This window comes from Leptospira bandrabouensis, assembly GCF_004770905.1.
GTDB lineage: Bacteria > Spirochaetota > Leptospiria > Leptospirales > Leptospiraceae > Leptospira_A > Leptospira_A bandrabouensis.
Genome location: NZ_RQHT01000012.1, coordinates 1 through 21257, shown reverse-complemented (window position 1 = coordinate 21257; position 21257 = coordinate 1). Strand labels below are relative to the sequence as shown.

19 protein-coding genes are annotated in these 21257 nt (G+C 37.4%); 12 read left to right on the top strand and 7 right to left on the bottom strand.

Annotated features, from left to right (window positions below; translation table 11 throughout):
- Positions 1-5: 5 nt before the first annotated feature.
- From EHR07_RS03785 to EHR07_RS03770, 4 genes are all read right to left on the bottom strand, one after another.
- The gene (locus tag EHR07_RS03785) at positions 6-812 is read right to left on the bottom strand and encodes a type II CAAX endopeptidase family protein (protein WP_135743860.1); all 807 of its coding nucleotides are present in this window, start codon (positions 810-812) and stop codon (positions 6-8) included.
- 49 nt (positions 813-861) lie between these two features.
- On the bottom strand, positions 862-2424 hold the full coding sequence (locus tag EHR07_RS03780; protein ID WP_135743859.1) for a HEAT repeat domain-containing protein: 1563 nt from the start codon (positions 2422-2424) through the stop codon (positions 862-864).
- Positions 2425-2526: 102 nt separating this feature from the next.
- Positions 2527-3204 carry a hypothetical protein gene (locus tag EHR07_RS03775; protein WP_135743858.1) on the bottom strand — a complete coding sequence of 226 codons (678 nt, stop codon included), beginning with the start codon at positions 3202-3204 and terminating at the stop codon, positions 2527-2529.
- 11 nt (positions 3205-3215) lie between these two features.
- Positions 3216-4511 (bottom strand): hypothetical protein, encoded by a 1296-nt coding sequence (locus tag EHR07_RS03770; protein WP_135743857.1) that lies wholly within the window; start codon positions 4509-4511, stop codon positions 3216-3218.
- A 227-nt stretch (positions 4512-4738) separates the two neighbouring features.
- Here EHR07_RS03770 and EHR07_RS03765 point away from each other — a divergent pair, with 227 nt between their 5' ends.
- From EHR07_RS03765 to EHR07_RS03745, 5 genes are read left to right on the top strand one after another with little or no spacing between them, the layout of a single operon-like run.
- Entirely contained in the window at positions 4739-6019 is a 1281-nt protein-coding gene (locus EHR07_RS03765; protein ID WP_135743856.1) for an imelysin family protein, read from the top strand.
- 16 nt (positions 6020-6035) lie between these two features.
- A complete protein-coding gene (locus tag EHR07_RS03760) occupies positions 6036-7562 on the top strand; it encodes a di-heme oxidoreductase family protein (RefSeq protein WP_135743855.1) in 1527 nt (508 codons plus the stop codon).
- Positions 7559-8692 (top strand): imelysin family protein, encoded by a 1134-nt coding sequence (locus EHR07_RS03755; RefSeq protein ID WP_238777617.1) that lies wholly within the window; start codon positions 7559-7561, stop codon positions 8690-8692. Before EHR07_RS03760 ends, EHR07_RS03755 begins: the two co-directional genes overlap by 4 nt.
- The gene (locus EHR07_RS03750; protein WP_135743854.1) at positions 8682-10004 is read left to right on the top strand and encodes an HTTM domain-containing protein; all 1323 of its coding nucleotides are present in this window, start codon (positions 8682-8684) and stop codon (positions 10002-10004) included. Before EHR07_RS03755 ends, EHR07_RS03750 begins: the two co-directional genes overlap by 11 nt.
- A complete protein-coding gene (locus EHR07_RS03745) occupies positions 10001-12382 on the top strand; it encodes a TonB-dependent receptor family protein (RefSeq protein WP_135743853.1) in 2382 nt (793 codons plus the stop codon). Before EHR07_RS03750 ends, EHR07_RS03745 begins: the two co-directional genes overlap by 4 nt.
- Here the strand turns inward: EHR07_RS03745 and EHR07_RS03740 are convergent.
- The 3 genes from EHR07_RS03740 to EHR07_RS03730 form a co-directional block, all read right to left on the bottom strand.
- Entirely contained in the window at positions 12349-13332 is a 984-nt protein-coding gene (locus EHR07_RS03740) for an LBF_1199 family protein (protein WP_135743852.1), read from the bottom strand. The genes EHR07_RS03745 and EHR07_RS03740 overlap by 34 nt on opposite strands.
- 145 nt (positions 13333-13477) lie before the next feature.
- Positions 13478-14368 (bottom strand): LBF_1199 family protein, encoded by an 891-nt coding sequence (locus EHR07_RS03735; protein WP_135743851.1) that lies wholly within the window; start codon positions 14366-14368, stop codon positions 13478-13480.
- Positions 14369-14435: 67 nt separating this feature from the next.
- Positions 14436-15701: an NHL repeat-containing protein gene (locus tag EHR07_RS03730; RefSeq protein WP_167483346.1), complete on the bottom strand. Its 1266-nt coding sequence runs from the start codon at positions 15699-15701 to the stop codon at positions 14436-14438.
- Between the two features lie 169 nt (positions 15702-15870).
- Here EHR07_RS03730 and EHR07_RS03725 point away from each other — a divergent pair, with 169 nt between their 5' ends.
- The 7 genes from EHR07_RS03725 (at position 15871) to EHR07_RS03695 (ending at position 20514) form a co-directional block, all read left to right on the top strand.
- Positions 15871-16689: a helix-turn-helix domain-containing protein gene (locus tag EHR07_RS03725; RefSeq protein ID WP_238777616.1), complete on the top strand. Its 819-nt coding sequence runs from the start codon at positions 15871-15873 to the stop codon at positions 16687-16689.
- A gap of 102 nt (positions 16690-16791) precedes the next feature.
- Positions 16792-17109 carry an antibiotic biosynthesis monooxygenase family protein gene (locus EHR07_RS03720; RefSeq protein WP_135743850.1) on the top strand — a complete coding sequence of 106 codons (318 nt, stop codon included), beginning with the start codon at positions 16792-16794 and terminating at the stop codon, positions 17107-17109.
- A 376-nt stretch (positions 17110-17485) separates the two neighbouring features.
- A complete protein-coding gene (locus tag EHR07_RS03715; RefSeq protein WP_135743849.1) occupies positions 17486-18343 on the top strand; it encodes a hypothetical protein in 858 nt (285 codons plus the stop codon).
- A gap of 159 nt (positions 18344-18502) precedes the next feature.
- On the top strand, positions 18503-18916 hold the full coding sequence (locus EHR07_RS03710) for an FG-GAP repeat protein (RefSeq protein ID WP_135743848.1): 414 nt from the start codon (positions 18503-18505) through the stop codon (positions 18914-18916).
- Positions 18917-18947: 31 nt separating this feature from the next.
- On the top strand, positions 18948-19412 hold the full coding sequence (locus EHR07_RS03705) for an AgmX/PglI C-terminal domain-containing protein (RefSeq protein ID WP_135743847.1): 465 nt from the start codon (positions 18948-18950) through the stop codon (positions 19410-19412).
- A gap of 88 nt (positions 19413-19500) precedes the next feature.
- On the top strand, positions 19501-19887 hold the full coding sequence (locus EHR07_RS03700) for a TfoX/Sxy family protein (RefSeq protein ID WP_238733397.1): 387 nt from the start codon (positions 19501-19503) through the stop codon (positions 19885-19887).
- A 162-nt stretch (positions 19888-20049) separates the two neighbouring features.
- Positions 20050-20514 carry an ankyrin repeat domain-containing protein gene (locus EHR07_RS03695; RefSeq protein ID WP_135743846.1) on the top strand — a complete coding sequence of 155 codons (465 nt, stop codon included), beginning with the start codon at positions 20050-20052 and terminating at the stop codon, positions 20512-20514.
- The last annotated feature ends 743 nt before the right edge of the window (positions 20515-21257 follow it).

The window sequence follows — 21257 nt, the reverse complement described above, 5'->3', positions numbered from 1 at the left end:
AAATTTCACTCTAATATCTGCCGATTCAACTTGGATAGATGTTTCCAGCCCGTCAACCCAAGGACAAACACTGCAAATACAACGAGTAAAAACCCAGTGATGTTCATTGTATTTGGTTCAATAGAATCAGAAGTAAATACGATGTCGATGGTTCCGTGAAAAAGAGCCGCCATCAAAATACTTCCTCTTGAGGAATTATAAATCCAGGTCAAAAGAATGGCTCCTGTAAACAAAGAAAGAAACCATCCGAAGATTCCAAATACATCCATTGCCATAAAGCCGGGACGATATAAAAAAAGAGGGATATGCCATAATGCCCATAAAAACGTTAGGATGACTGTCGAAGACAAGGCGTTCCATTTTTTTTGTAACTTTGGTAAGGCATACCCTCTCCAACCAGTTTCTTCCCCAAATCCGTAAACAATGACACTGTATAAAAAGAAAGAAACAAAACCAAACTCTGGAAATTCAGAACTCGCACCCAATCCATCAAAACTAACTTTTGAATTGTTGAAATCATTGATAATGGTTGCAAAAACAAGAAGGACAAAAGGACTAAAAATCGCAATGAAATACCAAAACCAATTAACCTTCCATTGAAACATTCGGTAAAGAAGGTTTTTGATGCCATCATTGCCCTTTTCTAGTTTGGTTACAATAATCGTAGCTGTCAAAGGACCAAGTGCCCCCCATGCATGATGGAAGGGCAACACTGGTAAAAAATGAATCCCGAATTTCGGCAAATACAAAGGTAGCCAAATGATCCAGGAGATAAGGTATGCCAAAAAAAAATACAAGGTTAACGATTTCAAATGATCTTTCCTATCATCCTAAGTGAAAATCAAACTACCTAAAAAAATATCAATTCCCTTTAGCCCACTCGTTCCATTCTTGGGCTGTGCGAAATTTTTGTCCTGTCACTGCTGTGAGAGCATAATAACTGAGTTTTCTTTTTTCCGCATCATCTCCGTTAGCATAAGTTAGCAAAAGAGGAATGGATTTTTTATCCTTTCGTTTGGCAATCTCTTCCATTGCAGGTCTGTATACTTCCGCATTTTTTGACTTGGTGGCTTCTTCAATGATTAAACGTGCTTCTTCTGTGGGAATGAGGGCAACCGTAGAAAGAATTTGAGGTGCCATTTTGGGTCTATCGGCTAACAGGCTTTTGAGTTTAGGGAGACTTGTCGGATCGGCGATAGAACCTAGTGCTTCCAAGGAATACACCATTAGTTTTGCATCTCCCAAATCAAGGGCTTTGATGAGATCGGGAACCGCTTCTTTGGCACCAAGGATTCCAAGAGCCCAAGCAGATCCATAAGGTCCTTCTTTGGCACCTGATAATAAAACCTTTCTAAGCACTGGCACAGAGGCTTTGTCTCCAATCCAACCAAGGGCTTCAGCAAAACTATCCCTCTCCGGTGTGGATGATTTTTCTAATAATTCTTCAATGCGGACCCTTCCCTCTTTATATCTTTGTCTTCCTACAATCTTTGCCGCATTTCCCCAATTCTCAGTGTCTTTTCCGTTTAACAAATTAAATGCGAGTTTTGCAGCTTCTTGGGATGGAATGGCACAAAGTACATCTGTTGCATATAGTTTGGTTTCTGGATCATTCGTATTTAAGGATTGAAACACCTTGGGAACCACCGAGGGATTTCCAATTTCAATCAGAGCCATCGATGCATTTTCTTTTCCCTTGCTATAAGGAAGATTTAAGGCTTTTACAAGCACATCGTTGGCATTTTTTGCTTTGATTCTTCCCAGAGCCAAATACGCTGCGGCAAGACTGGGTGATTCGTCTTGGATTTTGGTTAAACCCAGTAAATAAGATTCGGAAGCAGAAACTTTTAGTTTTCCTAAAGCCATTGCATAAGTTTTGTCTTTTTCCCTATCTTTGTTTTTTAAAGCCAAACTTAAAATTTGTGGTCCGACAGCAGTTGCACCAATTTGTACAAGTGCATCCACTACTTGCAATCGAAGCGTAGAATCACCATCATTTAACAAAGGATAAATCCGATTACCGATGGAAGGATCTTTCAAACGAGTGAGAGCATCCAAATACACATCTTTGGGATTTTCAGAATCAGACCACATCAAATTAGCAATGACTATGGAAGAGGATTTGTCTTTTAAATCTCCAAGAGCAATCGCAGCGCCTGCACGGACACCTGGTTCTTTGTCTGATAATAGTTTTTTTAATTTCGGTATCGCGGATTTTTCGTTGCGGCTTCCTAATTGCACCGCAGCTTGAGAACGTATAAAAGAGTCTGAAGAGTCCAGACTTTCCAACAACTGTTTTGTGGTTTGTTCTTCCGACACAGTTTCCTCTATGGGACTTGTATCCTCTTTTTGAGGAACGGGATCACAATTTAATAAGAGAGTGATAGTAAAAAAAAGAGAAATAAAAATCCAAAACTTTTGCATGCCAGACAAATTTATAAATTTTAAAATCTTACTACAAGTTTAATTCAAAAAAAAAGAGGACTAACGTCCTCTTTGAATCATCTTTAAATTTATTAAAGTGGTTTAAGTATTAGGAACTTGACTTCTCACTTCTTTTAAACTTGCGAGTTCTTTTTTCCAAAGGTTTAGGTCTTTTTCTGCAGATTGTTTTACTTCTCCAGAGGGATGTTTATTTTCCATCCAATACTCAACCATTTGGATTCTCGATTCTAACTCATTGATTTTAAAATCAAAATAAGCTTTTTGCGTTTTTGGAGATGGTTTTTCCATCGAATTAGGTTCTTCCGCAGAAGGTTTGTCCGACCATTTTTCTTTAGAAATTGAAGCAGAAAAACTAGCATCCATGGCGGTAAAGGAATCCAACATCTCTAATTGTTCCTTCTCCTCTGCTTCTGTCATTCGTGTTTTGATTTCACGAGGAATGTAGAAATTTTTTGGATATTTTGCCGCAAAATCTCTCCATTCTTCTTTGATCTCTTCTTTACGATTTGGCTTTTTTTCCAAAGCAAACGGCCAAAGTACCTCAGCCTGTGCCAATTCCAACTCTTCTGGATTGGGAGCGTCGGCAAACTCTGGATCGTCAAACAACGACTTGGCGTGACTTTCTGTTTTTCCGAAATCGGAATCGGCAACATCTACTTGTTTGTTTGTTTTTTCAGAAGAAAACTTCCAAACCACAAACGAAAACAATACTAGTAGAAATCCACAAACCGAAATGATACCTATAAACCGCTTGCTCATCGTTTAACCTCTTATGTAAAGATAGAAACTACCCAAGAAATTGCCTGACCAAAGATGTTTTCTGTTAAGAATTTCTTTAAGTCCACAGGATTTCTGTTGAGTGTATCGTAATACCAAGCAGTGTATTCACTAACTTGAGGAATGGAATATCCGTAACGAGTGTTAATCGCTTTGATTAACTCATTAGCAAATAGGGAATGTCCATACATGTTCGGGTGAACACCATCTAAACCGAAAACACCTGGTTGGTTAGGAAGTGGCCAGTTTGCTCTTGCATTTCCTGGGGACCATCCATCAGCACTACGAATTGGTCTTCCATTTTCTTTTAGGTCATCAAAAATCACACGTAAATCTGCAACAGCAAAACGCATCGTAGCAGCCTGTGCTTTGATTTCGTTGTTTAACATATTGAGGAAGGTAGAAATAGTTGCGATCTCGTTTGCATCAAGAACTTGATTTGGATCGGATACAGAGTTTCTAAAGAATGCTTTGAGTCCGCTGTAGTTAGCACGACCGTTTGGATCTTTATATTTTTCAAGGAAGGCAATTGCTGTTACGTTAGGAACAGTAAAAAGAACTCCCCCTTGTAAACTTCCCATCGCAGACATTCTACGGAAAAATTCACGAATGTCTCTTTTGAATCTTGCTTCATCCAAACAGTCAGTAGATGTATGAAGTGCAGTACAGAGAACGTGGTTAGCACCAGCAGATCCAAATAGGAAAGTAGGTTTTACTTTTTCCATGACTTGGGTTTGTGTTCCTGCATCACGAAGTCCGAATCTATGGAACTTGTCTGGTTCTTTGCAATCAGCAACAGTCACCCAGCGGTAAGTATACCAATACCATTTCGCCCAGTACCATTCTTTTTCTTGTTTGGTGGCATTGATGTCTTCACATTTACCAGAAGTTTTTAAGAGAGTTGTATACTCAGCTCCAGTAATCCCTGCATGAGTTGGGAGAGAAACAGTGGATTTATTTCCACCAATGATACTTTCAGCTATACAGAAAATACCGCAGTCCCATTTTAGAACATCTTCTAAGTTAACAAAAGGTCCTTTCAAAACATTGTAAGAAACGGAAGCACCCGCTTGTTTACTGACAAGAACAGGATAAGCCCAGTCTTGTGTTTTTTTCTCCACGGTCACCCCGAAGAAACCTTGGCTCAGGGAATCCCCGACAACCCCTACACGTTGGAACATTTGACTTTGTGTCTGCGCAGAAAGTGATCCTGCGAAAACCAAGGACAATGCCATCCCTAGAATTCTATTTGTGTTCATATTTCCTCCCAATCGGAACATTTTTAACATATTTCAAACAATTGACATAGTTTTATGGCTTTTTGAACGAGTGTCAAATAATTTATTTCCGAACCATTGCAATTTTTTGAACAAAGTTCATTGAATGGTCAGAGATTTGGTTCGTGATAAAAATCAACCCGGGGCAGAATAAAACCGTTTGCATTGCAGGTGGCCTTTACGAACGCTGTTTAAATAATAATGAGAACCAAACTCATTCGCAAGGAGAATCCCTAACAATGCGAAATCTTACTTCCCTAGCCTCTATCCTTTCTATGGGCCTTTTGCTTCAGTTTTGTACACCTAAAAAAGACAATTCAGAAACTGCAATGTTAGCCGCTCTCGCCCTTGCCGCAAGCGCCCCAAACCAAGCCGCCTTTTTAGATACATATTCACAAATTGCATTCCAAAACTATAGCGATGCTTATGCAGATGTAGTCGCATTTCATGAAAAAGTATCCACTTTGACTTCTAAAGCGACACCAAGTGCGGCTGACCTCAATGAAGCAAAAACCTACTGGAGAAAGGCCAGACGTAGTTATTTACAGACTGAAGTTTTTCGCTTTAGCAAAGGTCCGATTGATAACCCTGCCCTCACTGGTGGAGTGGAATTGGAACCACTGATGAATGCATGGCCTTTAGATGAAGGTTATATTGATACAAAAATCCTACCAGGAACAATCACAAAACAAGGATTAATTGATGCAAACACTGGAGAGTGCAATGGAGGAACTTGTCCTGATGGGGATACTGCCAAAAATATTTCTGTAGGTTGGCATGCCATTGAATATCTATTATGGGGAGTTGATGCCGCAGGAAATTCCACTCCAGGTAGTTCGATCACTGCAGCAAATTTTACTACTGCCAATGGTAGTGGAAACGCTGCCGCCAAAAGATCTGCCTATTTATTGTATGCAACAGAAATTTTGGAATCTCACCTATTACAGTTAAAAAATGCATGGGATCCTTCTATCTCCGATTCTTATGTTACTAAGTTTAAATCCAACTCTACTTCCTTTGAAAACGTCATTCGAGGAATTGCAAGATTGTCTGGTGGTGAATGGGGAGGCGAAAGGATGACAGGAGTGTTTGGTGGTGACCAAGAAGAAGAACATTCTTGTTTCTCCGATAATACCAAAGCTGATTTTTATTATGATGCCAAAGGGCTTGAGAACTTATTTTATGGAACCTACACGGGAACAAAAACCATTAACGGTTATGGATTGAAAAATCTTCTCGGTGGAGAATCGAGCTATATCAGCGAAAGGATCACCACTGCTGAAAGGTTTTGTCTGAACGAATTTTATGAAGACCCTTCACTCAACCAAACCTGTAGCAGTTCCCAAATTTCCAGTCGTTTTGATACAATGATAGGAACTGTCAATTCAACGCAAAGTGCAGATTATAAAATCTTCCGCTACGATATCCAACCCGCAGTGCAGGAAATTGCAAAATCCTTACAAAGGTCGGCAGCTAACTTTGGTTTCTCCATCGGAGATGATGGATTAGTTCTGCAATAAACATAAATATATAAAAATGAAATCAAAACACCTGATCCTAATTTCGGTTTTACTTCTCGTTTTGGATTGTAAAAAAAAATCAAACGATGATACAACGACTGCATTCATCCTTGCAGCCTTACTATCCTCTTCCTCATGTTCCTCGGGTGATTTTTTAAATGATCCTTGCGAACAATTTAGTGGAGGTGATACAACTACCTTTGATTCAACAGAATCAGCCTTTGATTTAGAAGCGGCCAATGTAGTGGATTCCAGAAGGTCCATTGATTTCCAAGATGGAAATGCCAACTTCAATCGCACTTGGCTTCCCGCTGGGAACTCTTCAGTCACAGGACTTGGTCCCGTATTTAACAACCGTTCGTGTCAAGGTTGTCATGTCAAAGACGGAAGAGGAAGACCTCCTGCTGATGGAACAAGTCTATCCTCTATGCTCATTCGTTTGAGTGCCGCAGGTTCCAACCCTACAACGGGAGGGCCCGTGGCTATGACAAATTTTGGAACCCAACTCAACACAGAAGGAATCTTGGAATACGGAACCGGAACACAAATTCCCAAAGAAGGTACGGTTACCATCACTTATACAGAAGAACCAGGAAGTTTTCCTGACGGAGAAACTTATTCACTACGTAAACCAAGTTATGCGATCACTTGGAATGTGGGAGGTGGGGCCACACAAATCAATGTGACAAACCCAGGCCAACCTTATCATGCTACAAACAATCCATCAGGTACTTATTACATATCTCCAAGAACTGCCCCTATGGTTCCAGGACTTGGACTTCTAGAAGCCATTCCAGAATCGACCATTCGTTCTTTTGCTGATGTTTCCGATTCCAATGGAGATGGTATTTCGGGAAAACCAAACATAGTTTGGGATACCACACAAGCCAAAACCTTTATTGGAAGATTTGGTTGGAAAGCAAACCAACCCAATTTGAATCACCAAAATGCGAGTGCCTTTCTGGGAGATATTGGTCTCACTACTTCTGTGTTTCCCACAGAAAATTGTGCCACAGGGCAAACACTTTGTTCGGCAAGTCCCACAGGGAATGGATCAAATCCAGAAATTTCAAATGACCGATTAGCGCGAGTTACATTCTACACAAGTTTGGTAAGTGTTCCCGGTAGAAGGAATTGGAAAAACGAAGACGTAAAAAAAGGAAAAGAATTGTTTATTGAAATTGGATGTTCCTCTTGTCATATTCCAAGAATCAAAACTGGGGACCACTCGATAAGGGAAGTTGCCAACCAAGAAATCAGACCTTATACCGATTTACTTTTACATGATATGGGAGATGGACTTAGTGATTTTCGTTCCGATTTTTTAGCAACAGGAAACGAATGGAGAACAACTCCACTTTGGGGGCTTGGTCTTGTGGAACGAGTCAACGGTCACGAACTTCTATTACATGATGGAAGGGCAAGAGGTGTTCAAGAAGCAATCCTTTGGCATGGCGGTGAAGCAGAACAAAGTAAAAACAGATTCAAACAACTGCCTAAAGAATCTAGGTCAAAGATGATCAGTTTTCTTAAATCCTTATGAAAAATAGACAATTTCCTACATTCCTCATATATAGTTTTTATGTTCTGCTCATGAACTGCGGAAGCCCCACTGACAATGCTTCCCAAAAAGCACAAATCCTAGGTTTAGTGGACACTTACTTAAAAACATATACAACATCAAATTTATTGTTAGACATTGCCAACAATCTACTGATACCAAAATATGCGAATCTTGATGATAGAGTATCGTTGATGCAAACTGCAGCTTCTACCTATACAGGAAATCCAGATACAGCAAACCTAACGTCTGTCAGAAACGCATGGACTGAAACTTATCTTGCTTACAAACAAGTGGAATGGGCTTATTTTGGACCGGCAAACATTCCTAACAATGTCTACTTATATTTGGATAGTTTTTCAAGATCCTACCCCATTGACACAACATCCATTGAAAACAAAATTACAGCCAATGCAGCACCGACTGGATTACGAGTGGATGGTTTGGATGCAGTAGAATATTTACTTTTCAAAGACAATGCCAGCACGACCAATACGGCATTTGCTGATGCTAATAGAAGAACCTACTTAACGAAACTAATTCAAGATTTAAAAAATCAAACTGGCTTACTTGTATTTAACTGGAACAAATCTAGAAGTAATTCCTTTTATTATTCCTTCACTAATGCCGGGAAAGGAAGTCGCGACTATCCCAACACCAAAGACGGACTCACAGAAATCACAAACCAGATGGTATTTTTTTGTAATACCATCATTGATATTAAAATTGCAGAACCCTCAGGATTACGAGCCACAAACCTTGGTGTCAAAGATATCACGAAGGTAGAAACTCCTTATGCAAAATTATCACTCGATTCCTTATTACAAAATCTCCAAGGATTTTCTGAGATCGGAGAGGCTGGTTTTTATAAATTTTTAGAGGTTAGGAGTGAAACGGTTGTTCCAAGATTAAAAGAACAAATTCGTATCACATCAGACTCAGTGAATTCACTAAAATCAAAATATGGAACCTTCCAAAATGCGATTACAACAGGTGGCAGTGATGTAGAACTTATGTTAAACGAATTCAAGAAACTAAGAATATTGATCAGCACAGAAGTCATCAGTTCGCTCGGTGGAACCATCGGAGTCAGTTCAAACGATGGCGATTAAACATTTATTACAACCAGTTTCTTCCCTTTCACTTCACTTCTTTCGAATAGGATATGGGTTTGCCACAACCATTCTAATCTTTCGATACTTTTATTATGGATGGATTCATTCCTATTTTATCAAACCAACGTTTTTCTTTAAACATTTTGGTTGGGAATGGATTCATCCTCTATCTCCAGTATTTACATATCTTCTATTTGGGATTCTATTCATAACTGCTCTCGGAATTTTTCTAGGTTATTACTTAAGAATCAATTTGTTTTTATTTACCATTGGATTTACATGGTTTCATTTTTCGGATGCGACGATTTATTTAAATCATTATTACCTAGTATCGCTTCTAGGTTTTTTACTTTGGTTATCTCCAGTAAGTAAGTCAAATTCTCCTACCTTTCATTTTTTGGATTGGATGAAAAAGGAAGAACCCATTTCCAGAATTTGGTTATATACCTTTCGAATCCAAATGGGACTAGTTTATTTTTTTGGAGGAATCGCCAAACTCCAACCAGACTGGCTGTTCGAAGCCCTTCCCTTAAAACTTTGGTTGTATCAATCAGAAGGCAAAATTCCATTTCTGGATCCTATCTTAGGTCTACCTATTACTGCCTTTGTTTTCTCGTGGATTGGAGTCGTTTTTGATTTATCGATTCCGTTTTTACTTTGTACAAAGAAGTTTCGATTTCCAGCTTGGTTTGTGGTTCTTTTTTTTCATTCATTTACATCGTTTTTATTTCCCATCGGAATTTTTCCCATTGTGATGAGCCTTTCGTCTTTGATATTCTTTGAACCCAACTGGCCAAAAACGATTTTAAACAAAATCATAAAAGTAAATTCAGAAACAAAAGAACAGGCAATCACTTTGTCTGATTACCAAGAGAATGGAAAATTCAGTTATAAAGAATATTTAATTTTCACCTATCTTTTGTTACAGGTAACGATACCATTTAGACACATTTTTTATCCTGGGCAAGTAATTTGGACCGAAGAAGCAATCAAATATTCATGGCAGGTGATGGTTGCCGACAAAGTAGGATCTGCAATCTTCTGGATTCAGAATAAACCAGTAGATCCAAAGGAAATACTGACAGACTACCAATACAGAATGATGACCATCCAACCGGAACACATCCTTCAATTTGCTAAATATTTACAAAAGAAGGAAATGGAACAATCAGGAATAAAGGATGTGCCCGTGTATGTTCAATCCAATGTATCCATCAACGGGAAACCGGCGCGCCCTCTCTTTTCACCTAACGAAGATCTGACAAAGATCGATGTGAACTTCTATCCACTAAAAGGACTTCTTCGATGAATCTACAAAACTTACGATTATTGGTTTTATTTTTTATTATTCTTGCCAGTACAAAAAAAATCCAGGCACAAAATGTGTCTGAGGAAAAGGAATCTAAACCAACGAAGAATGAAGGGATTCATGTCATTGGAAATAAAAAAGAGGATTTAAAAAAGATTCCCGGTTCCGCATATATCATCGACAAAAAATATTTAGAGGAAGCTTCTCCTACTGATCCAATGGAAGCTCTTCGCCGATCTCCCGGTGCTAGTGTTCGTTTCCAAGATGCCGCAGGACTTACACCTAACATTGGTTTCAGAGGGGTCAGTAACGAAGAGTCAAGAAAAACTTTGATTCTGGAAGATGGAATTCTAACTTCTCTTTCTCCTTATGGTCAACCAGAAAGTTACTACTCTCCCTCTATCGAAAGAATGGAAAGAATTGAGATCATCAAAGGATCTGGTTCGATTTTATTTGGGCCAAATACAATCGGAGGGATTGTGAACTTTGTCACCAAACGTCCTCCCGTTGAATCTACATTTTACACCAAAAATGTTGGCGGGGAAAATGGTTATCTCTCTACCTATAATTCCTATGGAAAAAGTTTTGGATCAAGTGCCTTTGAAGTTTCATTACTTAGAAAACAAGGTAACGGATTTAGAAATTATCAAAACTTCGATGTGACCGAAGGTAATATTAAATGGATTCAAGATTGGAACGAAAACCATAGCACTACGATTAAACTGGGATATCATGTACAAAATGCTCAATCGACATATCTTGGTTTATCGCAAGGGTTATTTCGGTTGGACCCTAAAATCAATCCTGCAGAGTATGATGAAAAAAAGTTAAACCGAAACCAAACCGTTATTTCTCATAATTGGAAATTATCGGAAGACCATACACTCATTATTCGAGGATATTTTTCTCAAGCAGAAAGAAACTGGGCAAGGCAAGATTTTTTATCAGGAAAATCTTCCACTGGCGGATATTTGAATGCTCCTTTGGATACACTTCGTACGTATTCTCCGGGAATCATAGGGAATCGTCCGGGTGATACGATTTATATGCGTGAGTCTTATACAAGTCGTGATCAATCCTTCATGGTTGGTGGAGTAGAAACCAAACTAGAATCAAAGTTTTCTACCTTAGGACTCAAACATGAAACAGACCTTGGGATCAGGTTACATGGAGAAAATAACTTAACGCAAACCAACGTTAAAAAAACAGATGACCCTTTAGGTTATCTATCCAAGGCAATTATACAAGAAGAATCCTTGATAAACAACCTAACACAACCTTCTCTTCCAAACTTTAACTTAAATAGACAAGAAAGAAAAATTGAAGCCTTTGCTGCCTACTTCCAAGACAGAATCCAAATATCAGAAAATTGGAAATTGATACCAGGTGTGCGTTATGAAGAAGTCAGGCAAAAAGCCATCACGACAAGAAGACAAGCCACAGCCGAGGATTACCGCTTAGGAGCAGTTTTACCAAATGATGTCTCGGTAAACCGAAGAAGTTCGAGTGAATCTAGAACTCATATCATCTTACCTGGCCTTGGAATTACCTATGATATTACCAAAAAATTCATTTGGTTTTCAGGGGCTCACAAAGGATTTTCACCACCAACTTTCGGAACCTCTTTTAGCCCACAAGGGAATGACTATCGCTTAAAACCAGAAACTTCCACAAATTATGAAACTGGTGTGAGAGGAGACTTAACTTCTTATTTGTATACAGAGTTAGTGGGATATAAAATGTATTTTCGAGATCAAATCATAAATGTAAATGAAATTGGTGGCGAAAACGGAATTAGACCAGCAAATACTGGTTACTCGACACATACTGGAGGAGAGGCGGTTCTAGTTTGGGATCCCGCAAAAATGCAAAAATCGGAATGGAGATTACCTATCGAACTGATTTATTCTCGCATTGAAGCAAAATCTAGAAGTTTCAATCCATTCCCTATTTCGCAAACTAGCGATGGAAAAGAAATAATCGAATTTCTACCCGCATTTTCAATCAATAATTTCCAATATATACCGACAGATACAACAGGAAATTATTTACCTTACGTTCCCAAGGAAACAATTACAACGGCAGTTAGTGTATCGTCTCCACAAGGTTATTATGGTCGATTAGAGTACCAGTATATTGGAAAACAATATTCTGATTTATTAAATACAAAAGATGAATCCGTAGATGGCAATAAAGGGATCATTCCAAGAGTAGAACTTTGGAATACTAGTTTAGGTTATCGTTCTCCCGATAAATGGTCAGTGTTTATTAATGCAAAAAACATTCAGGACAAACAATACGTTTCAGGAAGACTCCCAACTGGCATTCAACCTGGTCCATTCCGTCAAATCAATGTTGGTTTTACATTAGAGTTATAATCCAAATAAAATTCTTCATTTTTAGATTTGGTTAAATCAACGGCACTAAAGAGAATCGAAAAATTCTTAGTATCAAAGTTAGAACTTGAATCAGATAGCCCTACATATTGACGAACAATTTCCATTTCTTGTTCGTCAACGATAACTTCACGAATCATTAAGTATTCAATAAAATCCAATCGATCTGACGCATCTGCGATATAAAGTCCATCTTTCAGAATATCTGTTAAACGGTTCACATTCCGACGACTGGGAGATTTAACTCTTTCATCTTTAGGAGAAAATTCTTTAAGTTTGGCATTTGCATAAGCTTCCCATCTGTGAATTGTCTTTAAATTATTCTCCAATTGAAATAAAAAAACAGGAACAGAATCTTGTTTATCGAATACAACTAACATTCGCAAGTATTGATATAAATTTGGATTTCGATATAAAAGCCTTTTACAGTGTATAGGATCTATTTTTTCGAAGATACGTAAAAAGGATTCTGTATTACCATCCTCAGAGTTAGACATTGTCGATTCAAAATATTCTTCCCATTGTTTTGCATTTAAATTCCCAAGTAAGTTCAACTGAAATGTTACATCTTTTTCCACCAATGGTTCACGAAGTAATAATTCTAAACTTTTCTCTGAATTAATAATTTTTGCCCAGATAGAAAAATAATAATCAGGGGTAATATTTCCGGTTTTTATGTACTTACCAAAACCATAGTAAACAGCCTTACAAATTAAATTTACAGGCATAGAATGATGATTAATTAAATCTTTTAAAACATCTTCTTCACGAAGTATCCAACAATAACTGCAAAAATATTCAACTAACTCATCTACTTCGAATAAAATTTCTAAATAATCATGAAGATTTGGCGCATTTAAAAGAAATTGAAATGATTCCTTTGCTTGTCCAGGGGAACTTTTTTTCCAGAACTCATAAACCAATATTTGCATTTCGAATCCTCAATTCTTAGAAGATGACGAATGAAATGAATGAATAGACAATGGGTCATTTCTAATTCACAACAAAATTTAAGAATTTATCGGAATTCCAAAACGAATAAGGTTTAGTACGAAGAAAAATCAACCCAACGGTTTTTTAGAAGTATTTACCAACACGGTCAAAATTACCTAAAGCGGAAAGGATGGTAGTTTCTTCCCAAACATCTAAAACTGCCCCATTTCCTCTCATATAAACCAAAACATCTCCGCGGTCTGGAGAAGGTATTTTTTTAAGTTCCCTTAATACTAAGGATAAACGATCTGGATCTCTTTTATTAGGTGATAGTTTTGCTTCTGCCTGAAAATCAAAACGATCATTTAGGCCTTGGCAAAAGGATTCCCAAACGTGAATTGAATCCAATATAGATTCTAATCTCTTTCGATTTGCTGATTCTTTTTCAGTTTCGTCTGCAAACTTTTTAAATCCAGACACCATCATCATACGAAGGTAATAATAAAGGGTATGACTATTTAAAAGAATTTTTCTAATTTCATTTTCTCGCAGGTTGGAAAAAATTCCTAGAAGTGCCTGCATCGTCATATTCTTTTCTTCTAATATATCAAAATAAGCCTCCCAAGTTTGTGGGTCCAAGTTAGATAAAAGATGAATCTTTAATGTAGGATCTCTATCCATTTCTTCAGCGAGAGACAAGATCCTCAAACTTTGTGCGGAGTTAAACAAAGACCTTACTTGTAAAAAATAAGCATTGGAATCAAAATTTCCCGACAAAAACTGTTTCCCATAACCGAAATAAATGAATTTCATAAGTAATTCCGGTGTTAAATTCACATCATTAAGAAATCGTTTTGATCCCTCTTCGGAACGAAGAAGCCATAAATATTCAAAAACCAAATCGCAGAACTCTTCTTCGGCTAACATATGATCAGCTAAAGACTTTAGATCAGTACCTTGTTCTACGGATTGGAAGAAGTCCAAGAGTTCTTTTGGAGAGGCATTTTTCCAAAATTCAGAATCCTTCCAGGTCATGGATATTTTCTAAGTGATGGAAAGCAAAGTGTCAATTGAATTTTAGAAAGGATCAAGTTTATGCATATTAATACACATTCCAGTAACTACTTCGTAATAAATTATAGCAAATTTTACCATTAGCACCCGAATCGATGACCAAAATCTGGTCACTAGTATGTGGAATCGTATATATCTTTCCGTTAGGCGATAAAACAGCATCTCCCCATTTATTTGTACCTGCGATTCCTGAGTTGTAGGTCGTAGAAACAAAGTTATCCGGATCAAAAGCGATAAAATCGTTGGAATCTGCAGGTATCGTATAAATTTTTCCATCAGCTCCCAATAGTCCCCCGCGCCATTTGGCAGTAGCAACTAAAGGAGAGGTCCAAAAACTTAATACATCTGTATTCGGGTCGATAATAATAAAATCTGGATCATTGGAAGGAATTCCATAAAGTTTACCGTTAGGCGCCACCACACCATGCCTCCATTTTCCAAGTCCAGTTTTGGTAGACGGGATTACGTAACTTCTTTCAGAAAATGGATCTAAAACAAAAATGTAATCAATATCAACAGGGAAGGCATATATTTTTCCGTTGGGTGCGAGAACTCCACCTTCCCACATATTAGAAAGAGAAAGTGGCGAGGGAATGGTTCTTACCTTATCTGTTTGAGGATCAATTACTAGGATTTGATTTGAGCTATTAGGAATTCCATAAATCAAACCATTCGGTGCAAGTACACCTCCCCTCCATTTCCCGGCACCAGTCAGAGGAGAAGGTAACATATAACTTTGATTTGTCTCAGGTTGAATGACAAGAATTTGATTCGAGTCCCTTGGAATAGAATAAATTTTCCCGTTAGGTGCCAAAACAGCACCTTCCCATTGTGCGGTTCCACTGACTCCCACTGAAAACCCAGAAGCGGTCTGCGTTGTTGGATCAATGATGAGAACCTCAGATTGGTTGTATGGAATGGAATAAATTTTCTGATCGTTTGAGAGTATTCCACCTAACCACTTGGCTGCGCCAGTATAGGCAGGAGTAAAGGAAGAGACAGTGACTCCCTTCGTACCAAGGGCAGCTTGTTTTCGAATTTCAGCAGAGACATACTTCCAACGTCTAGGTTGGATAATTGATAAAGAATCCATATCGCAGATAGAACGATTCGGAGCAGCAGAACCACAATACTCTCTATCATCATCATACAAAATTCTCGTTAAATAAAAGGTACGAAAAGAATCGGATTTAGGATCACATCCATTTTCCAGATTTGGGAATTTACAAGATACAATAAGGCAGCTTAATAAAACAAAAGAAAAAAACAGAACTGGTGTTAAGGAATACTTCAATCCGTGGTTACTCTTTTTTACTGACTGTAAAGTTGGACTTAAAAATTGTCAAACGAAACAAATTTCCTAAAATTTGTAAGAATCAATTTTTGAAATTAGAGCCCACCTTTTTCTCAACTTTCATTGAATTCTGTTAAAAATTAAAATAATCTCATTGCCTTTAAAAAAGATGGAAACTCATATTAAACTACAACATTCAATGGTTTTAGTGCCAATGCAGATCCAAAGTTTTTTCCCTTCCAAGCCACTTTCTCCTTATGTACAAAAGTACTTAATTATAAAAACAGAAGAAGGAATCGAGAACCAGATTTTACCGAATCCGCATCTTGTATTATCATTTCAACTCTCTGGATCCCTGCAAAGTACTGAGTTCGACCACACTTATGATTTACCAAGAATGGGGATTGCCGGGTTTAGAAAATCAGCAAGAAAAATTAGATATACCAAAAAATCCTCAGCGCTACTGGTTCTACTGACGGAAATTGGTGCTGCCAAATTTTTTCAGGAACCGATTTCCGACTTCTATGAAAAAACTTTAAGTTTAGAACTCTTCATTCCCAAAAGATTCATTACAGAAATTGAAGAAAAACTTTTTGAATCCACGTCTGACTTAAAGCGTATTTCTTCCATTGAAAACTTTTTACTTCAAAACAAAAAAGAAAGAAATATTGAACCTATTGTTAGCGAAACCCTTTTAAGGATCAAAAATGCAAATGGGAATTTAAAAATAAAAGATTTACATCGCGGTCTACCCAGTAGTTTGGACTCTTTAGAAAAAAAATTCAAACATTCGGTAGGAACAACAATCAAACATTATTCCAATCTTTTAAGAATTCGATCAGCCATCAGCTCCTATTCGAATCAAATGGACCTAACTGAACTTTCATACATTAGCGGCTATTTTGACCAATCCCATTTTAATAAAGATTTCAAACTCTTCACTGGAGAATCACCAAAGGCATTTTTCCAACGTAAACAAATTTGGTAACATTGTTTAGATTTCTGATTTTTTACAATTTTTAACGATAGAAGTCGTGTATCTTTACTATTACTCAAGCTTTCAAAAGCTAATGATAGTTAAGAGGATGCCATGAACCAAATTCTAATTGATCGATTTCAGTTACCCAAAAAAGCAATGGATGTTTTTTTAAAACGAGTCAACATCAATCGTGATTTTATAAAAAATATACCTGGTTTCTTAGGTGATGAAGTATACTTTTGCGAAAAAAATGAAACCATCTTCTTCGTAACTATTGCGAAATGGAAAGATCAAGTTAGTTTAGAAAAAGCAAAGGCACTCGTTTTTTCGGAGTATCAAAAACAAAATTTTGATATGCCTAGTTTTTTAGCGCAACATTCGATCCAAATGGAAAGGGAGATTTATCATAAACTGGAAATTATATCATAAAATAGACAAATGGAAAACTATTAAACATCGTATTTTCTCAATTCCTATTACCCTCAACCTAAAGTGATGAAGACCTTACCAAAAGGTGAAAAGTTGGATTAAAAAAACGGAGGATAAGTGATGAGAATTGCCAGAAGGATAAAGCTGTGGTAGGAGGATTTTGGCACCTGCCCACGAGCCACTCCCCTCCTCCCTAACTCGGGTGGGGGTTTGTGGATTATACCACTCATTATGTCACATCCCAACCTTTCCTTCCTCCCTAGCCACTTAACTTTTTAAGTGGCAACGTAAAAGTAATCCCTTTGTTTTATACTTTGAAAAATTTAGCGTCACTCGACATCGATCTTAGAATCATGTTACCTTAAGGCTTTTTAAAATGAATCATGAACTGGGCATGGATCTCACTTTCCTACTTTGGAATAGTCTGATTGCGATTTTTTTTGTAACTCTAGTTTGTTACCTTGCAAAATACTATCAGACCATTCTATTTTTCACAATAACCGCCTTATCTTTGATAGTTGCCATTCAATATTCTTTGCAATCACATAAGGATCTGATTGCGATCATGGGATTTAGCAAACTGATACTTCTTCTGCCACTTGGCTTAGGAGCAGTCATTGGATTTGTATCTTTACCTGAATCTAAACAACAAAAATTCATGCCTTGGTTTACCCATTATATCAATTTTGCAGTTTTAACGAATATCTTTGTTATGGTATTTGCACCGGATGGAGGAACATACCGCGGAATCGTCAGTCGATTTGCCTGTTTTTTTCTCCTACTTTGGTTATTCCAGGAAATGGCAAAAGTGCGTTTTCAAACCACTCAGATAAATCAGAAAATTTTTACCTTTAATTCGTCACCATTATCATGGATTTATTGTCATGCTGCTTATCGAATGGCCCTCCTATCCTTACCCACTTTTGATAGTGCCAATTACTTACTTTTAGAACCATTGAGCCTTATTGTAATGGTATTCCTATACCATCTGAATCAAAAACGATACCCTCTCCCTTATTATTTTGGTTTAGCGGATACAATCGTTGTCACAACTTTAACGGTGCTCATACGGTATCCAATTCTGCCACCATTTGAAAGTAAGGGACTTTATATTACCAATTTGACAGAAAACCAATGGGACATGAATTTTCTTCCCGTTCAATTGGTAGTGATTAGTATTTCTTTACGAAAAATCTACAGAAACTTAGTATTTTCGAAGAATATCCATTCTTAGATTTGAATTTAACTTTATACAAAACTCGAAAAAATTTAGAAAATTGATTTTCATTCCATAGGTAAATTAGAAAATAACTTGCTAACTTTGGTTTTATCGAAAAGAATTTCTAACGAATGTTAGCAAATTTTATCTGGAAAAACGAATTAGAGGAATTTAATGAGTAAAGGTCAAATTGGGTTTCCTTCGTTTTTGATAGAAATGATCGTAGGATTATTCCTACTTCTTGTTTGTGCAAACTGCCAGCGATTAACATTAAATAACCCTTGTGATCAAAAATCAAAAGGGTATAGGGAAACTTTGTTACTCGCTTCCATATCGGGAACTCCCATTCCCTTCTACGGGTTTCTTGTCAGTAATTCCCCAAAACTCTGGGAAGCTACTCAAGTCTATCTAAAAGCATCCGATGCTGGTGACCTATGTGGAAATTCGGTAGCCATCACTGGCGATACGATCGTGGTAGGAGCCTCAGGTGAGTCAAGTTTCCAAACAAGGATTACCAATGGACCTACTGTCAGTACAAACAATTCAGCTTTATCGTCTGGTGCAGCCTTTGTGTTTTTTAAAAAGTAAAACGAATTTGAAACATAAATTACATTCATAAATGAAAAAACAGATTCCATACCAAAAAGAAATCCTTCTTGTCACAATGACTACCCTTATCCTAAGCATTGTGTATTTTCTTTTCCTCCGTCCAAATGGAAATGAAAATCAATTCACAAAACCCTCATTGGAAATGGATAAAAAAGGTCTCTCCCCTTATCACAAGAGAGAAGTGAACCTCACCATCACCAAACATAAACGCAAAATTCAAATTTGTTACAATATATACTTAGAAACAAATCCTAAAATCGAAGAAGGCAAAATCCAATTTGATTGGCAAATCGAACCCGATGGAGTTCCTACAAAAGTGGAACTCATCCAAACCGATTTTACATCTGATTCACTTATCGGTTGTATACAAAAAGAAATCAGTTCCTGGGAATTTCCTCCTCCACCTGACAGGTCACATAACACCTACGCAGAATATACTTTTTTCTTTAAAAAGGAAAAGAATCTTCCAAAATAAGGGCGAGCCCCAAAAATCCATTCGATCCATATCAATCGACAGAAATAAGTTTACAAATCGATAAACTGATTCTAAATCTTTCAAACATATGGCTATCAATGAGAAATTATCGGATCGTGTTCGAAAGTTAATGGAAGGTCAGACAGATGTGGAAGAGAAAAAAATGTTTGGCGGCTTATGTTTTATGGTAAACGGTAAAATGTGCCTCTGTATTAGAACTGATGAAATCATGTGCAGAATTGATCCTGAAACTGTTGAATCCATTCTATCGAAGAAAAAGGCACGCCCCATGATCCATAACGGACACCTGATGAAAGGATTTGTCTTTGTTAAGGAAGAAGATATAAAAACAAAAAAAGAAATGGAATACTGGATTCAATTATCTCTCGAATACAATAAAAAATCTCCACCAGCTAAGAAAAAAGCCAAGAAAACGAGTTTAAAAAAGAAGTCCGGCCAAATACTTTCCAAATAAATCTTACCCAATTCTAATAAATCGATAATCTCAGCATTCCAATGGGAAACTCATTTCAAGTTTTTTAGAGAGTATCCTCCCTTTCAAAGGACACATAGTAGTTTACCACATTTGCGGAATACCACTATTTGAAATTGGTTTCCGTCATGTGAAAATGCAAACATGAAACGAACCATTTACCTAACGCTCAGTTTTCTCCTTTTGACAATTCAATGTGCTAATCTACAAACCAGGTCAGAAGATCGATATCAGAATTTGTATTACCAGGTTGCAGCAGGAAATAGGGAAAGAGTCAGACAACTTATCAAACATGGTTATGATATAAACTCACCTGAAGATACTTTTGAAAGACTAACACCTCTTATGATTGCTTCAAAAGAAGGTCACACTGAAATTGTAGCACTATTAGTTTCAATGAATGTAAATTTAAATGCAAAAACGAGAAATGGGCATACGGCATTAATGATGGCAGCTTATAATCGTTATCCGAGAGTTGTAAAGCTATTACTCGATGCAGGAGCAAATCCAAATTTAGTCACAAATGAAGGTCATACCGCCTTATCTGAAATTCTTCTTTCAGAAAAGGAAGAGATTGTTCGGTTATTGGTAGAGAAAGGTGCAAAATGAAGACTATATTTTTCTCAACTAAGTTATTCATTTCTCTAGGCTGTCTGTTGTTATTTCTAAATTGTTCTAACACGATTACTAATCATTCATCAGAAAGTTGTAAAAGAAAATGTGACTCGGACCAAGCACTTTGTTATCTGATCACTTTACAACCTAGTTCTACAAATTCAAACCAAATGAACCTAACCTGTCCAATTCTTTATATTGGTTGTCATTCAAAATGTGATTCAGACAAACTTTTATCTTCAAATCGTAATTCTTCTCGGTCAGGTAATCGAACATCTGGTGGAGGTCGTTCCTCTTCAGGTGGAGGTCATTCGTCTTCAGGAGGTGGAAGTGGTGGTTCAAGCGGAGGTGGACATGGAGGTGGAGGGCATTGAAACACTCTACCATTGATTCAAAATTTCATTTTTGTTTTCAAAACCAGTTAATAGATTTGCCTTTAAGCCAACTTGCATCCGTTATTTGCCTAGCGTGTAGTATTGAGTCTATTGGCACATGTCATGACATAAAAAAACCCCACCATAATCTGGCGAGGTTTATAAGAATGGAATATCCGATGCTTCGGTACACTTCGTTACTTAAGCATCCGAACTTACACTAGAAGCTCCATATTGGTTCCCGTGGAACGACTTTTCTAACTCAACCTAGCCATCGAAGGCTAGCCCTGAGTAACGAAGTGTACCGAAGGGCTTTTACAATATACAACGTAGCGTGACGACAATTCTAACAAAGGTAATTGG